General features: G+C 70.0%; 13 protein-coding genes. 12 read left to right on the top strand and 1 reads right to left on the bottom strand.

Translation table 11 applies throughout. The features are described 5' to 3' along the window. The first annotated feature begins 173 nt into the window (after nt 1–173). From AB0D18_RS38150 to nusB, 4 genes are all read left to right on the top strand, one after another. Nucleotides 174–1,079 (top strand): Pro-rich N-terminal domain-containing protein, encoded by a 906-nt coding sequence (locus AB0D18_RS38150; RefSeq protein WP_362429784.1) that lies wholly within the window; start codon nt 174–176, stop codon nt 1,077–1,079. 81 nt (nt 1,080–1,160) lie between these two features. Beyond that, nucleotides 1,161–2,276, top strand: a complete 1,116-nt coding sequence (locus AB0D18_RS38145) for an aminopeptidase P family protein (RefSeq protein ID WP_362429781.1) — start codon at nt 1,161–1,163, stop codon at nt 2,274–2,276. Between the two features lie 60 nt (nt 2,277–2,336). Then, the gene (efp, locus tag AB0D18_RS38140) at nt 2,337–2,903 is read left to right on the top strand and encodes an elongation factor P (RefSeq protein ID WP_362429778.1); all 567 of its coding nucleotides are present in this window, start codon (nt 2,337–2,339) and stop codon (nt 2,901–2,903) included. Between the two features lie 2 nt (nt 2,904–2,905). After that, entirely contained in the window at nt 2,906–3,340 is a 435-nt protein-coding gene (gene nusB, locus AB0D18_RS38135) for a transcription antitermination factor NusB (protein ID WP_362429776.1), read from the top strand. 272 nt (nt 3,341–3,612) lie between these two features. Here the strand turns inward: nusB and bldD are convergent, their stop codons facing one another. Next, nucleotides 3,613–4,113, bottom strand: a complete 501-nt coding sequence (bldD, locus tag AB0D18_RS38130) for a transcriptional regulator BldD (RefSeq protein ID WP_185030598.1) — start codon at nt 4,111–4,113, stop codon at nt 3,613–3,615. Nucleotides 4,114–4,320: 207 nt separating this feature from the next. Between bldD and pyrR the strand changes: the two genes are divergently transcribed. The 8 genes from pyrR (at nt 4,321) to pyrF (ending at nt 14,353) form a co-directional block, all read left to right on the top strand. Further along, nucleotides 4,321–4,929: a bifunctional pyr operon transcriptional regulator/uracil phosphoribosyltransferase PyrR gene (gene pyrR / locus AB0D18_RS38125; protein WP_362429772.1), complete on the top strand. Its 609-nt coding sequence runs from the start codon at nt 4,321–4,323 to the stop codon at nt 4,927–4,929. A gap of 97 nt (nt 4,930–5,026) precedes the next feature. Next, nucleotides 5,027–6,013: an aspartate carbamoyltransferase catalytic subunit gene (locus tag AB0D18_RS38120; protein WP_362429857.1), complete on the top strand. Its 987-nt coding sequence runs from the start codon at nt 5,027–5,029 to the stop codon at nt 6,011–6,013. Between the two features lie 2 nt (nt 6,014–6,015). Next, nucleotides 6,016–7,302: a dihydroorotase gene (locus AB0D18_RS38115; RefSeq protein ID WP_362429769.1), complete on the top strand. Its 1,287-nt coding sequence runs from the start codon at nt 6,016–6,018 to the stop codon at nt 7,300–7,302. Beyond that, the gene (locus AB0D18_RS38110; RefSeq protein WP_362429766.1) at nt 7,299–7,886 is read left to right on the top strand and encodes a hypothetical protein; all 588 of its coding nucleotides are present in this window, start codon (nt 7,299–7,301) and stop codon (nt 7,884–7,886) included. The genes AB0D18_RS38115 and AB0D18_RS38110 overlap by 4 nt, the downstream gene beginning before the upstream one ends. Next, nucleotides 7,883–9,019, top strand: a complete 1,137-nt coding sequence (gene carA, locus AB0D18_RS38105) for a glutamine-hydrolyzing carbamoyl-phosphate synthase small subunit (protein ID WP_362429763.1) — start codon at nt 7,883–7,885, stop codon at nt 9,017–9,019. The genes AB0D18_RS38110 and carA overlap by 4 nt, the downstream gene beginning before the upstream one ends. Then, on the top strand, nt 9,012–12,323 hold the full coding sequence (gene carB / locus AB0D18_RS38100; RefSeq protein ID WP_362429760.1) for a carbamoyl-phosphate synthase large subunit: 3,312 nt from the start codon (nt 9,012–9,014) through the stop codon (nt 12,321–12,323). Before carA ends, carB begins: the two co-directional genes overlap by 8 nt. 84 nt (nt 12,324–12,407) lie before the next feature. Next, nucleotides 12,408–13,517 (top strand): quinone-dependent dihydroorotate dehydrogenase, encoded by a 1,110-nt coding sequence (locus tag AB0D18_RS38095; RefSeq protein ID WP_362429757.1) that lies wholly within the window; start codon nt 12,408–12,410, stop codon nt 13,515–13,517. Beyond that, entirely contained in the window at nt 13,514–14,353 is an 840-nt protein-coding gene (gene pyrF, locus AB0D18_RS38090; RefSeq protein WP_362429754.1) for an orotidine-5'-phosphate decarboxylase, read from the top strand. The genes AB0D18_RS38095 and pyrF overlap by 4 nt, the downstream gene beginning before the upstream one ends. The last annotated feature ends 134 nt before the right edge of the window (nt 14,354–14,487 follow it).

Here is a 14,487-nt window from a genome sequence, read left to right as displayed (position 1 = left end):
CGCCCCCGGTCGTTCATCAGGTGGTCGTTCACCTGGTGAGTGGCGGGGGCGGTACCGTTCGGGGGTTCGACCCGGCCTTTCCGGGTCAGCATCACCACGGTCCGGATCCACCACGGTCCGGATTGACCGATCAGCCCGGCAAGAGTCGCCTGTACGAGACGGAGTGGCACCGGATGCAGCACGTAGTGGGGGCTCCGCTGCCACCTCCCCACGGCCCCGCCCAGATCTGGGCGAGCGCCGCCCCCCACGGCACCCCGCACCCGCCCGCGGGGCCGCCGGCGGGGCCTCCCGTGGGTCCGCCCCAGCCGCCCCACACACCGCCCGTGCAGCAGCCCCCGGGCTTCACCACGCACGGCAACGGCAACGGCCCGCAGCCGCACGCACCGGCCCCACAGCCGCACCACGCCCCCCAGCACGCCCCCGTGCCGCCCGCCGCGCGCGACACCACGGGCCACATCCAGCTGCCCCCGGGCGGCCCCGTGCCGCTGCCCGCACCGCCGACCGCGGCCGCCCACACGGGCAACACCACCCTCGCGGTGCTGCTGATAGGCCCCGCGGGCGCGGGCAAGACCACGGTCGCCAAGTACTGGGCGCAGAGCCGCCGGGTGCCGACCGCGCACATCAGCCTCGACGACGTCCGCGAATGGGTCTGCTCCGGCTTCGCCGACCCGCAGGCAGGCTGGAACGACCACTCCGAGGCCCAGTATCGGCTCGCCCGCCGCACCTGCGGCTTCGCCGCCCGCAACTTCCTCGCCAACAACATCTCCTGCATCGTCGACGACGCCGTCTTCCCCGACCGGCCCGTCGTCGGCCTCGGCGGCTGGAAGCGGCACGTGGGCCCCGGGCTGCTCCCCGTGGTCCTGCTGCCCGGCCTGGAGATCGTCCTGGAGCGCAACGCCAAGCGCAGCGGCAACAGGCGCCTCAGCGACGAGGAAGTGGCCCGCATCCACGGCCGGATGGCCGGCTGGTACGGATCGGGGCTGCCCATCATCGACAACTCCCAGTACGACGTGCCGACCACGGCCCAGCTCCTCGACGAGACCCTCGCCAGGGCGATGGCGTCCCCGCCCACCTGGTAGTGCGCACCGGACCCCTTCGGCGGCACCCCGGTCGGACGCGCAGAAACGGCGCGCCCGTGCCCCCGTACCTACGCTCGGGGCATGTCTGAGGCCCATGGAATCCGCCGCGGGCGGCTGCGCGACCGTACGGCCGCCGCGGGCAGCGAGGCCGCGCTGGTCTCCCGGCCCGCCAACGTCCGCTACCTCGCCGGCAGCGCCCCGCCCGGTGCCGTCCTGCTGATCGGCCCCGAAGGCCCCGAGCGCGACGTCCTGCTGTGCCCGCGCACGCCCGAGGGCATGCCCGTCGAGGGCCGCCCCGACGAGGCGCTGCGCATCCACATCCTGCCGACCCCGGGCGCTGACGCGGCCGTGGCAGGCGCGGACTTCGCGGCGGCCGCGGGTGCGGGCTCCCTCGCCGTGGAGGAACACCACCTGACCGTGGCCCGCTACCGGGCGCTCGGCTCGGTCGCGCCCCGGCTGCGCCTCGCGGAGCTCGGTTCCGCCGTCGAGCAGCAGCGCATCGTCAAGGACCAGGAGGAGATCGCATGTCTGCGCACGGCGGGCGAGATCACCGACCAGGCCCTGGGCGAACTCCTCGAATCCATCCTGGTGGGGCGCACGGAACGGCACCTCGCCCTGGAGCTGGAGCGCCGCCTCGTCGACCACGGCGCCGACGCCCCCGCCTTCACCACCTCCGTGGGCACCGGCCCCCATTCGGGGCGCTCCGGGCACCGGCCGACCGACCGCAGGGTCGAGGAGGGCGATTTCCTGTCCGTCTGCCTCGGCGCCGACTTCCGCGGCTACCGGGTCGAGATCGGCCGTACCTTCGTCATCGGCACCAGTCCCGCCGACTGGCAGATCGAGCTGTACGACCTGGTGTTTGCCGCCCAGCGGGCGGCCAGGGAGACCCTCGCGCCCGGCGTCGAGTACCGCGAAGTGGACCGCGCGGCACGCCATCTGCTGGAGGCCGCGGGGTACGGAGAAGCTCTTCCGGCGTCCACCGGACACGGCGTGGGGCTCGAAATCGTGGAGGACCCGGAGCTGGCACCTTCTGCCATGGGTAAACTGGACGCTTGTGTGCCGGTCACCGTCGAACCGGGGGTTCACCTCCCTGGCCGGGGCGGAGTCCGGATCGATGACACTCTCGTCGTGCGCCCCGAGGCGGACGGCGGACCCGAGCTACTCACCATTACGACCAAGGAACTGCTCGCGCTCTAGCCTCGTGCTTGCCGAGTGCGTTCTGCCGGTCGTTCCACCAGTCCAGGAGATTCCGCAACCGTGGCTTCCACGAACGACCTCAAGAACGGCATGGTGCTCAAGCTCGACGGAGGCCAGCTCTGGTCCGTCGTCGAGTTCCAGCACGTCAAGCCCGGCAAGGGCCCGGCCTTCGTGCGCACCAAGCTCAAGAGCGTGATGTCCGGCAAGGTCGTCGACAAGACCTTCAACGCCGGCACGAAGGTCGAGACCGCCACCATCGACCGTCGTGACATGCAGTTCTCGTACATGGACGGCGACTACTTCGTCTTCATGGACATGGACACGTACGACCAGCTGATGGTCGACCGCAAGTCCGTCGGCTCCACCGCCAACTTCCTGATCGAGGGCTTCACCGCCTCCGTCGCCCAGCACGAGGGCGAGGTGCTCTACGTCGAGCTCCCGGCCGCCGTCGAGCTGACGATCAAGCACACCGACCCCGGTGTGCAGGGCGACCGCTCCACCGGTGGCACCAAGCCCGCCACCCTGGAGACCGATTACGAGATCGGCGTCCCGCTGTTCATCACGACCGGCGAGAAGATCAAGGTCGACACCCGCACGGGCGACTACCTCGGCCGGGTGAACAGCTAACCGTGGCCGCTCGCAACAACGCCCGCAAGCGCGCGTTCCAGATCCTCTTCGAGGCCGATCAGCGCGGTACGTCCGTGCAGAATGTCCTCGCGGACTGGGTCCGGCACTCGCGGAGCGACGAGCGACAGCCGCCGGTGACCGAATACACGATGGAACTCGTCGAGGGGTACGCGCAGTACGCGTCCCGCATCGACGAGCTCATCGAGACCTATGCCGAAGGCTGGGACCTCGACCGCATGCCGGTCGTGGACCGCAACATCGTCCGGCTCGGTACGTACGAGCTGGTGTGGGTGGACGGGACCCCGGACGCGGTGGTGATCGACGAGGCGGTTCAGCTCGCCAAGGAGTTCTCCACCGACGACTCCCCGTCGTTCGTGAACGGCCTGCTGGGCCGCTTCAAGGACCTCAAGCCGAAGCTCCGCCGCGAAGAGGGCTGACGCCTTCTCCCGGCGGGATTCGCCACGCGAAGGGCCCGCCGCACGGATTCCGTGCGGCGGGCCCTTCGCGTGTACCCCGGGCGGGCGGGGGCATGGATTTCGGCAGGCCGGGATTGCGTGCCCGCGGAGATTCTGTGCCACTGATTCTGTGCCACCGCGGAGAAGTGCGCACATACGGAAAATACCGCCGGGGGCGGCAGAGGCACTTGCTGCCTCCACCGCCCCCGGCGGTACGTTTCTGCTCTTGCTGCGCTTGGCTCGAAGGGCCTGGATCAGACCTCTTCGTGGCCGACGGCGCGACGCGCGTCCGCGTCCAGGACGCCCCAGCTGATGAGCTGTTCGGTCAGGACCGAAGGCGACTGGTCGTAGATCACGGCCAGGGTGCGCAGGTCGTCCTGACGGATCGACAGCACCTTGCCGTTGTAGTCGCCGCGCTGCGACTGGATCGTGGCCGCGTACCGCTGGAGCGGGCCGGCCTTCTCCGCCGGAACGTGCGCGAGACGCTCCAGGTCGAGCCGGAGCTTCGGCGGCGGCTCGGCGGCCCCGCCGGGCGTCGTACCGGGCAGGAGTTCCTGCACGGGGACCCCGTAGAAGTCCGCCAGCTCGGCGAGGCGCTGCACGGTCACGGCACGGTCGCCGCGCTCGTACGAACCCACCACGACCGCCTTCCAACGGCCCTGGGACTTCTCCTCGACACCGTGGAGGGAAAGGCCCTGCTGGGTGCGGATCGCCCGGAGCTTGGCCCCGAGCTGCTTGGCGTATTCGCTGGACATAAAGCTCCCCGGACGCTGGAACATTGCGGCTCCGCCGCGTGGCTGGTAACTCACTGTGAGGTTACGCAGCGTTACTTGGATGCGTCAAGCCGAACGGGTGGGAGCCCCGTGAGAGAAGGGATCCGAGCCCCCTGGTACCGTGGGACACGTACATCCGACGTCCTTTAAGAACCGTCCCGTGAGGCGGAGAAGGAGGTCCGTTTCATTATGGACACCAGCGACATTCCTGTTTCAAGCACTGGCAATACCGGCAATTCAGATGGCGCGCGGCCCGTTCTCGAAGGCCCCGACATCGCACGGGTTCTGACCCGTATCGCCCACGAAATCGTCGAACGCGCCAAGGGCGCCGACGACGTGGTTCTCCTCGGCATTCCGACCCGCGGTGTTTTCCTCGCCCGCCGGCTCGCCGCCAAGCTCGAAGAGATCACCGGCCGCCCGGTGCCGGTCGGCTCCCTCGACATCACCATGTACCGCGACGACCTGCGGATGCGCCCCGCGCGCGCCCTGGCCCGTACGGAAATCCCCGGCGACGGCCTCGACGGACGCCTGGTCGTCCTCGTCGACGACGTGCTCTTCTCCGGCCGGACCATCCGCGCCGCCCTCGACGCACTGGGCGACCTCGGCCGCCCGCGCGCGGTCCAGCTCGCGGTCCTCGTCGACCGCGGCCACCGCGAACTGCCGATCCGCGCCGACTACGTCGGCAAGAACCTCCCCACGTCGCTGCGGGAGACGGTCAAGGTCCTGCTCGCGGAGGAGGACGGTCGCGACACCGTGCTGCTCGGCCTCCAGCAGACCGCCCCGGCGAGCGGCAAGTAGCTTCCCTTCCTCCGTGCGGCCCGTGATCCGGGTCGTACGGATGCTGCTGCCTGCTCATACGCCTTCCTCACCTCCGTACACCTGGAGAGAACCCAAGATGATGCGCCACCTCATCTCGGCCGCCGACCTCACCCGCGACGACGCCGTCCTGATCCTCGACACCGCCGAGGAGATGGCCCGGGTCGCGGACCGGCCGATAAAGAAGCTGCCCACCCTGCGCGGACGCACCGTCGTCAACCTCTTCTTCGAGGACTCGACGCGGACCCGGATCTCGTTCGAGGCGGCCGAGAAGCGACTGTCCGCCGACGTCATCAACTTCACCGCCAAGGGGTCCTCGGTCTCCAAGGGCGAGTCGCTGAAGGACACCGCGCAGACGCTGGAGGCGATGGGCGTCGACGCCGTCGTCATCCGGCACGGCGCGAGCGGCGCCCCGTACCGCCTCGCGACCTCCGACTGGATCGACGCGACCGTCATCAACGCGGGCGACGGCACCCACCAGCACCCGACGCAGGCCCTGCTCGACGCCTTCACGATGCGGCGGCGCCTGGTCGGCCGCGACGCGGGCCTCGGCCAGGACCTCGAAGGCAAGCGCATCACGCTCGTCGGGGACGTCCTGCACAGCCGGGTGGCCCGCTCCAACGTCGACCTGCTGCACACCCTCGGCGCCGAGGTCACCCTCGTCGCGCCGCCCACCCTGCTGCCGATCGGCGTCGAGCACTGGCCCGCCGAGGTCTCGTACGACATCGACAGCGTGCTCGCCAAGTCCGACGCGGTGATGATGCTCCGCGTCCAGCGCGAGCGCATGAACGCGGCCTTCTTCCCGACCGAGCGCGAGTACTCGCGGCGGTACGGGCTGAACGGCGAGCGGATGGCGAAGATGCCCGAGCACGCCATCGTCATGCACCCGGGCCCGATGGTCCGCGGCATGGAGATCACCGCCGACGTCGCCGACTCCGACCGGTGCACGGTCGTCGAGCAGGTCGCCAACGGGGTCTCCGTGCGGATGGCCGTCCTGTATCTGCTTCTCGGCGGCAACGAATCCGCCGCCCCCAGCAACACCACTCGTACCGAGGAGAGCAAGTAATCATGAGCAAGATCCTGATCCGTGGTGCGAAGGTGCTGGGCGGCGACGTCTCGGACGTGCTGATCGACGGCGAGACGATCGAGGCGGTCGGTGCCGGGCTCGAAGCCGGGGACGCGACCGTCGTCGAGGCCGAGGGGAAGGTGCTGCTGCCCGGCCTCGTCGACCTGCACACCCACCTGCGCGAGCCGGGCCGTGAGGACTCCGAGACCGTGCTCACCGGCACGCGCGCCGCCGCGTCCGGCGGCTACACCGCGGTCTTCGCCATGGCCAACACCTTCCCGGTCGCCGACACCGCCGGCGTCGTCGAGCAGGTCTGGCGGCTCGGCAAGGAGTCCGGCTACTGCGACGTGCAGCCCATCGGCGCCGTCACCGTCGGCCTGGAGGGCAAGCAGCTCGCCGAGCTCGGCGCGATGCACGACTCGGCCGCCGGTGTGAAGGTCTTCTCCGACGACGGCAAGTGCGTCGACGACGCAGTGATCATGCGGCGCGCGCTGGAGTACGTGAAGGCGTTCGGCGGCGTCGTCGCCCAGCACGCCCAGGAGCCCCGCCTCACCGAGGGCGCCCAGATGAACGAGGGCACCGTGTCCTCGGAACTGGGTCTCGGCGGCTGGCCCGCCGTCGCCGAGGAGTCGATCATCGCGCGCGACGTACTGCTCGCCGAGCACGTCGGCTCGCGGGTGCACATCTGCCACCTGTCGACCGCCGGTTCGGTCGAGATCGTACGGTGGGCCAAGTCGCGCGGCATCGACGTCACCGCCGAGGTCACCCCGCACCACCTGCTCCTCACGGACGAGCTGGTCCGCTCGTACAACCCGGTCTACAAGGTGAACCCGCCGCTCCGTACGGAGAAGGACGTCCTGGCGCTGCGCGAGGCGCTCGCCGACGGCACGATCGACATCGTCGCCACCGACCACGCCCCGCACCCGCACGAGGACAAGGACTGCGAGTGGGCCGCCGCCGCCATGGGCATGGTGGGCCTGGAGACCGCGCTGTCCGTCGTCCAGCAGACGATGGTGGAGACCGGACTGCTCGACTGGGCCGGTGTCGCCGACCGCATGTCGTTCGCCCCGGCCGGCATCGGCCGCCTGGAGGGCCACGGCCGTCCCATCGCCGCGGGGGAGCCCGCGAACCTGACCCTTCTCGACGCCGCTTACCGTGGACAGGTGGACCCCGCGGGCTTCGCCTCCCGCAGCCGCAACACCCCCTACGAGGGCCGTGAGCTGCCGGGACGCGTCACCCACACCTTCCTGCGGGGCCGGGCAACGGTCGTGGACGGGAAACTCGCGTGACATCTCTCATTGTGCTGGCAGCCGAGGCCGAGCAGAAGTCGGCCGAGGTGACGAACTGGTCCGGACGGATCGGCTGGGTCGTCGGCCTCGGGCTCTTCGTCGCCCTCCTCTACTGGCTGATGCGCCAGGGCTGGAAGTGGCGCGCCACCCTCCAGTCGGACCTGCCCGAGCTCCCCGAATCGCCGTCGGAGCCCGGTGCGGCGAAGCTGAGGATGAGCGGCCGCTACCACGGCTCCACGACCGCGGGGCAGTGGCTCGACCGGATCGTGGCCCGCGGTCTGGGCACCCGGAGCCGTGCCGAGCTCACCCTGACCGACCAGGGCCTGGATGTCGTACGACCCGGGGCGGACGACTTCTTCGTCCCGGCCGCGCAGCTCGTCGGGGCCCGCCTCGACAAGGGCATCGCGGGCAAGGTCCTCGCGGAGGGCGGCCTGCTGGTCGTCACCTGGGAGCACGGCGGCAAGCAGCTGGACTCCGGCTTCCGCTCGGACAGGGCGGCCGAGCACGCGGCCTGGGTCGAGGCCATCAACTCCATGAACAACGAAAACCTCAAGATCAGCACTACGGAAGGCACCGCACGATGACGATCTCCACCCGGGGAGCCGCCAAGGCTCCCGCCGTACTCGTCCTGGAGGACGGCCGCAGCTTCCGCGGCCGCGCCTACGGGGCCGTGGGGGAGACCTTCGGCGAGGCGGTGTTCAACACCGGCATGACCGGCTACCAGGAAACCCTCACCGACCCCTCGTACCACCGTCAGGTCGTCGTGATGACCGCCCCGCACGTGGGCAACACCGGGGTCAACGACGAGGACGACGAGTCGGCGAAGATCTGGGTGGCGGGCTACGTCGTCCGCGACCCCGCCCGTATCCCGTCCAACTGGCGCTCCCGGCGCTCGCTCGACGACGAGCTGGTCAAGCAGGGGGTCGTCGGGATCTCCGGCATCGACACCCGCGCCCTCACCCGCCACCTGCGCGAGCGCGGCGCCATGCGCGTCGGCATCTTCTCCGGCGAGGCACTGGCCGACGAGGCCACGCTGCTCGCCCGTGTGCAGGAGGCCCCGCAGATGAAGGGCGCCGACCTGTCCGCGGAGGTCGCCACCAAGGAGACGTACGTCGTCCCCGCGGTCGGCGAGAAGAAGTTCACCGTCGCCGCGATCGACCTCGGCATCAAGGGCATGACCCCGCACCTGATGGCCGAGCGCGGCATCGAGGTCCACGTGATGCCCGCCACGGCCACCGCCGAGGACCTGTACGCCGTGAACCCCGACGGCGTCTTCCTCTCCAACGGCCCCGGCGACCCGGCGACCGTGGACCTGACCGTCATCAAGGCGGCGCTGGAGCGCAAGACTCCGCTCTTCGGCATCTGCTTCGGCAACCAGATCCTCGGCCGCGCGCTCGGCTTCGGCACGTACAAGCTGAAGTACGGCCACCGCGGCATCAACCAGCCGGTGCAGGACCGCACCACCGGCAAGGTCGAGATCACCGCGCACAACCACGGATTCGCCGTCGACGCTCCGCTCGACAAGGTCTCCGACACCCCCTACGGCCGCGCCGAGGTCTCCCACGTCTGTCTGAACGACAACGTGGTGGAGGGGCTTCAGCTCCTCGACCAGCCGGCCTTCAGCGTCCAGTACCACCCCGAGGCAGCGGCCGGTCCGCACGACGCCGCGTACCTGTTCGACCGCTTCGTAGAGCTCATGGAGGGCCAGCGTGCCTAAGCGCACCGATATCCAGTCCGTCCTGGTCATCGGCTCAGGCCCGATCGTCATCGGCCAGGCCGCTGAGTTCGACTACTCCGGCACCCAGGCCTGCCGCATCCTCAAGGCCGAGGGCCTGCGGGTCATCCTGGTGAACTCCAACCCGGCGACGATCATGACCGACCCGGAGATCGCCGACGCCACGTACGTCGAGCCGATCACCCCGGAGTACGTCGAGAAGATCATCGCGAAGGAGCGCCCCGACGCGCTCCTGCCGACCCTCGGCGGTCAGACCGCGCTCAACACCGCGATCTCCATGCACGAGCAGGGTGTGCTGGAGAAGTACGGCGTGGAGCTGATCGGCGCCAACGTCGAGGCGATCAACAAGGGCGAGGACCGCGAGCTCTTCAAGGGCGTCGTCGAGGCCGTCAAGGCCAAGATCGGCTACGGCGAGTCCGCCCGCTCCGTCATCTGCCACTCGATGGACGACATCATCGCGGGCGTCGACACGCTCGGCGGCTACCCCGTCGTCGTCCGCCCCTCCTTCACCATGGGCGGCGCCGGCTCCGGCTTTGCGCACGACGAGGAGGAGCTGCGCCGCATCGCAGGCCAGGGCCTCACGCTCTCCCCGACCACCGAGGTGCTCCTGGAGGAGTCCATCCTCGGCTGGAAGGAGTACGAGCTGGAGCTGATGCGCGACAAGGCCGACAACGTCGTGGTCGTCTGCTCCATCGAGAACTTCGACCCGATGGGCGTCCACACCGGCGACTCCATCACCGTCGCCCCGTCGATGACCCTCACCGACCGCGAGTACCAGCGGCTGCGCGACATCGGCATCGCGATCATCCGCGAGGTCGGCGTCGACACCGGCGGCTGCAACATCCAGTTCGCGATCAACCCCGACGACGGCCGCATCATCGTCATCGAGATGAACCCGCGCGTCTCCCGTTCCTCGGCGCTGGCGTCGAAGGCGACCGGCTTCCCGATCGCCAAGATCGCCGCCCGTCTCGCCGTCGGCTACACGCTGGACGAGATCCCCAACGACATCACCGAGAAGACCCCGGCGTCCTTCGAGCCCTCGCTCGACTACGTCGTCGTCAAGGTCCCGCGCTTCGCCTTCGAGAAGTTCCCGGCCGCCGACGCCACCCTCACCACCACCATGAAGTCGGTGGGCGAGGCCATGGCGATCGGCCGCAACTTCACCGAGGCGCTCAACAAGGCGCTGCGCTCGCTGGAGAAGAAGGGCAGCCAGTTCACCTTCGTCGGTGAGCCCGGCGACAAGGCCGAGCTGCTCGAAATCTCCAAGGTCCCCACCGACGGCCGCATCAACACCGTCATGCAGGCCATCCGGGCCGGCGCCACCCAGGAGGAGATCTTCGACGCCACGAAGATCGACCCCTGGTTCGTCGACCAGCTGTTCCTGATCAAGGAGCACGCGGACGAGCTCGCGGCCGCCGACAAGCTCGACCCCGAGCTGCTCGCGGAAGCGAAGCGGCACGGCTTCTCGGACGTCCAGATCGCCGAGATCCGGGGCCTGCGCGAGGACGTCGTCCGCGAGGTCAGGCACGCGCTCGGAGTCCGGCCGGTCTACAAGACCGTCGACACCTGCGCCGCCGAGTTCGCGGCGAAGACGCCGTACTTCTACTCCTCGTACGACGAAGAGTCCGAGGTCGCGCCGCGCGAGAAGCCCGCCGTGATCATCCTGGGCTCCGGCCCGAACCGGATCGGCCAGGGCATCGAGTTCGACTACTCCTGCGTCCACGCCTCCTTCGCGCTCAGCGACGCGGGCTACGAGACCGTGATGGTCAACTGCAACCCGGAGACCGTCTCCACGGACTACGACACCTCCGACCGCCTGTACTTCGAGCCCCTCACGCTCGAAGACGTGCTGGAGATCGTGCACGCGGAGTCCCTCGCGGGCCCGATCGCCGGTGTCATCGTCCAGCTCGGCGGCCAGACCCCCCTCGGTCTCGCCCAGGCGCTCAAGGACAACGGCGTCCCCGTCGTCGGCACCCCGCCCGAGGCCATCCACGCCGCGGAGGACCGCGGCGCGTTCGGCCGCGTGCTCGCCGAGGCCGGTCTGCCGGCCCCCAAGCACGGCACCGCGACGACCTTCTCCGAGGCCAAGGCCATCGCCGACGAGATCGGCTACCCCGTCCTCGTACGCCCGTCGTACGTGCTCGGCGGCCGCGGCATGGAGATCGTCTACGACGAGACCCGCCTCTCCTCCTACATCGAGGAGTCGACCGAGATCAGCCCCTCGCGGCCGGTTCTCGTCGACCGCTTCCTCGACGACGCGATCGAGATCGACGTCGACGCCCTCTACGACGGCACCGAGCTCTACCTCGGCGGCGTCATGGAGCACATCGAGGAAGCCGGCATCCACTCCGGCGACTCCGCCTGCGCGCTGCCCCCGATCACCCTCGGCGGCCACGACATCAAGCGTCTGCGGATCTCGACGGAGGCCATCGCCAAGGGAGTCGGCGTCCGGGGACTGATCAACATCCAGTTCGCCATGGCCGGGGACATCCTGTACGTCCTCGAAGCCAACCCGCGCGCCTCCCGCACCGTCCCCTTCACCTCGAAGGCGACCGCGGTGCCGCTCGCGAAGGCCGCCGCCCGCATCTCGCTGGGCGCCACCGTCGCCGAACTGCGCGCCGAGGGCATGCTGCCGAAGACCGGCGACGGCGGCACGCTGCCGCCCGACGCGCCGATCTCCGTCAAGGAGGCCGTGATGCCGTGGAGCCGCTTCCGCGACATGCACGGACGCGGCGTCGACACGGTGCTCGGCCCGGAGATGCGCTCCACCGGTGAAGTCATGGGCATCGACTCGGTCTTCGGTACGGCGTACGCCAAGTCGCAGGCCGGCGCGTACGGCCCGCTGCCCACCAAGGGCCGCACCTTCATCTCGGTCGCCAACCGCGACAAGCGCTCGATGATCTTCCCGGCGCGTGAACTGGTCGCCCACGGCTTCGAGTTGCTCGCCACCTCCGGCACCGCCGAGGTCCTCAAGCGCAACGGCATCAACGCCACCGTCGTGCGCAAGCAGTCCGAGGGCGAGGGCCCGAACGGCGAGAAGACCATCGTCCAGCTCATCCACGACGGTGAGGTCGACCTCATCATCAACACCCCGTACGGCACGGGCGGCCGTCTCGACGGCTACGAGATCCGTACGGCGGCGGTCGCCCGCTCCGTCCCCTGCCTCACCACGGTCCAGGCGCTCGCCGCCGCCGTGCAGGGCATCGACGCGCTCAACCGCGGTGACGTGGGGGTCCGTTCCCTCCAGGAACACGCGGAACATCTGAACGCGGCCCGCGAGGACTGAGCCGCACGGAGGGGGACACCGGAAGCTTCCGGTGTCCCCCTCTTCGCGAGCCCACCCTCCCGTACGTCCCGAAGGCAGTCACCCATGTACAAGTTCTTCTTCCACCTCGTCTTCAAGCGGATGGACCCCGAGAAGGCCCACTACCTGGCCTTCCGCTGGATCCGCCTGGCCGCCCGCGTCCCCGTCCTGCGCACCTTCGTCGCGGCCGTGCTCGCGCCCCGCCACAAGGAGCTGCGCACCGAGGCCCTGGGCCTGCGCATGCACGGCCCGTTCGGCCTGGCCGCCGGCTTCGACAAGAACGCCGTCGCCATCGACGGCATGACCATGCTCGGCTTTGACCACATCGAGATCGGCACGGTCACCGCCCAGCCGCAGCCAGGCAACCCCAAGAAGCGCCTCTTCCGCCTGATCGCGGACCGCGCGCTCATCAACCGCATGGGCTTCAACAACGAGGGCTCCGAGGCCGTCGCCGCCCGCCTCGCGGCCCGCAGTCCCGTCTTCAAGGCCACTGTCGGTGTCAACATCGGCAAGACCAAGGTGGTCCCGGAGGAAGAAGCCGTCGGCGACTACGTGACGTCCACCGAGCGCCTGGCCGCCCACGCGGACTACCTCGTCGTCAACGTGTCGTCGCCGAACACCCCGGGCCTGCGCAACCTCCAGGCCACGGAGTCCCTGCGGCCGCTCCTCACCGCCGTACGGGAGGCCGCCGACCGCACTGTCACCGGCCGCCGCGTCCCGCTCCTGGTCAAGATCGCCCCCGACCTCGCGGACGAGGACGTCGACGCCGTCGCCGACCTGGCCCTGGAGCTCGGCCTGGACGGCATCATCGCCACCAACACCACCATCGCCCGCGAGAGCCTCGGCCTGAAGTCGTCCCCCGAGCTCTACCGGGAGACCGGCGGCCTCTCCGGGGCCCCCGTCAAGGCGCGCTCACTGGAGGTCCTGCGCCGTCTGTACGCCCGTGTGGGCGACGAACTCGTCCTCGTCGGGGTGGGCGGCATCGAGAACGCCGAGGACGCCTGGCAGCGCATCCTCGCCGGTGCCACCCTCGTCCAGGGCTACAGCGCCTTCATCTACGAGGGTCCCTTCTACGCCCGCGCCATCCACAAGGGTCTGGCCGCACGCCTCGCCAACAGTCCGTACAAGACCCTCGCCGACGCTGTCGGCGCCGACACCAAGAAGGCCGCCGCATGACCGTGATCCCCTTCGGCACCCGACTCCGTACGGCCATGGACACCCGCGGCCCCCTCTGCGTCGGCATCGACCCGCACGCGTCGCTCCTGAACGCCTGGGGCCTGGACGACGACATCAAGGGCCTGGAGACCTTCACCCGCACCGTCGTCGAGGCGCTCGCCGACCGGGTCGCCGTCCTCAAGCCGCAGTCGGCCTTCTTCGAGCGGTTCGGCTCGCGCGGAATCGCCGTACTGGAGAAGGCGGTCGAGGAGTCCAGGGCCGCCGGGGCCCTGGTCCTGATGGACGCCAAGCGCGGCGACATCGGCTCCACCATGGGCGCGTACGCCGCCACCTACCTCGACCCCGCCTCCCCGCTCTTCTCCGACGCGGTCACCGTCTCCCCGTACCTCGGCTTCGGCTCGCTGCGCCCCGCGCTCGACCTCGCCAAGGAGAACGGCGCCGGGGTCTTCGTCCTCGCCCTCACCTCCAACCCGGAGGGCGCCGAGGTGCAGCGCGCCACCGCCGCCGACGGCCGCTCCCTCGCCCAGCTGATGCTGGACCACATGGCGGCCGAGAACGCGGGCGCGGACCCGATGGGCTCCGTCGGCGCGGTCGTCGGTGCGACCCTCGGCGACGCGGGCGTGAACCTCGCCATCAACGGCCCGCTGCTCGCCCCCGGCATCGGCGCGCAGGGCGCGACCCCGGCCGACCTTCCCGGAGTCTTCGGTTCCGCGGTCGGCAACGTCGTCCCGAGCGTGAGCCGCGGAGTACTGCGCCACGGACCCGATCCCGTCGGGCTGCGGGACTCCGCCCGGCGCTTCGCGGACGAGGTGCGCGCGGCTGTTTCGGGAGTGTGAACACCCGGTCGGGAGCCGCCGTGGCGCGATGTTGACGAATTCCTGACCCAAAACCCGGGTGTTATGGGGTAAATGTCCCGCTCGTCTGAGGCTGACCAGGACTTTTAGTCCGTTCTCACTGACGGGAGCGGCCA

Origin of the sequence: Streptomyces sp. NPDC048442, from assembly GCF_040651475.1 — a bacterium.
Taxonomy (GTDB): Bacteria; Actinomycetota; Actinomycetes; order Streptomycetales; family Streptomycetaceae; genus Streptomyces.
This window is presented reverse-complemented; position numbering and strand designations above follow the sequence as displayed.

Coding starts and splice junctions, on each gene's coding strand:
- pyrF (WP_362429754.1), top strand. CDS start 13,514: ATGACCGTGATCCCCTTCGGCACCCGACTCCGTACGGCCATGGACACC.
- bldD (WP_185030598.1), bottom strand. CDS start 4,113: ATGTCCAGCGAATACGCCAAGCAGCTCGGGGCCAAGCTCCGGGCGATC.
- carA (WP_362429763.1), top strand. CDS start 7,883: ATGACGATCTCCACCCGGGGAGCCGCCAAGGCTCCCGCCGTACTCGTC.
- pyrR (WP_362429772.1), top strand. CDS start 4,321: ATGGACACCAGCGACATTCCTGTTTCAAGCACTGGCAATACCGGCAAT.
- AB0D18_RS38150 (WP_362429784.1), top strand. CDS start 174: ATGCAGCACGTAGTGGGGGCTCCGCTGCCACCTCCCCACGGCCCCGCC.
- AB0D18_RS38145 (WP_362429781.1), top strand. CDS start 1,161: ATGTCTGAGGCCCATGGAATCCGCCGCGGGCGGCTGCGCGACCGTACG.
- AB0D18_RS38120 (WP_362429857.1), top strand. CDS start 5,027: ATGATGCGCCACCTCATCTCGGCCGCCGACCTCACCCGCGACGACGCC.
- AB0D18_RS38115 (WP_362429769.1), top strand. CDS start 6,016: ATGAGCAAGATCCTGATCCGTGGTGCGAAGGTGCTGGGCGGCGACGTC.
- AB0D18_RS38095 (WP_362429757.1), top strand. CDS start 12,408: ATGTACAAGTTCTTCTTCCACCTCGTCTTCAAGCGGATGGACCCCGAG.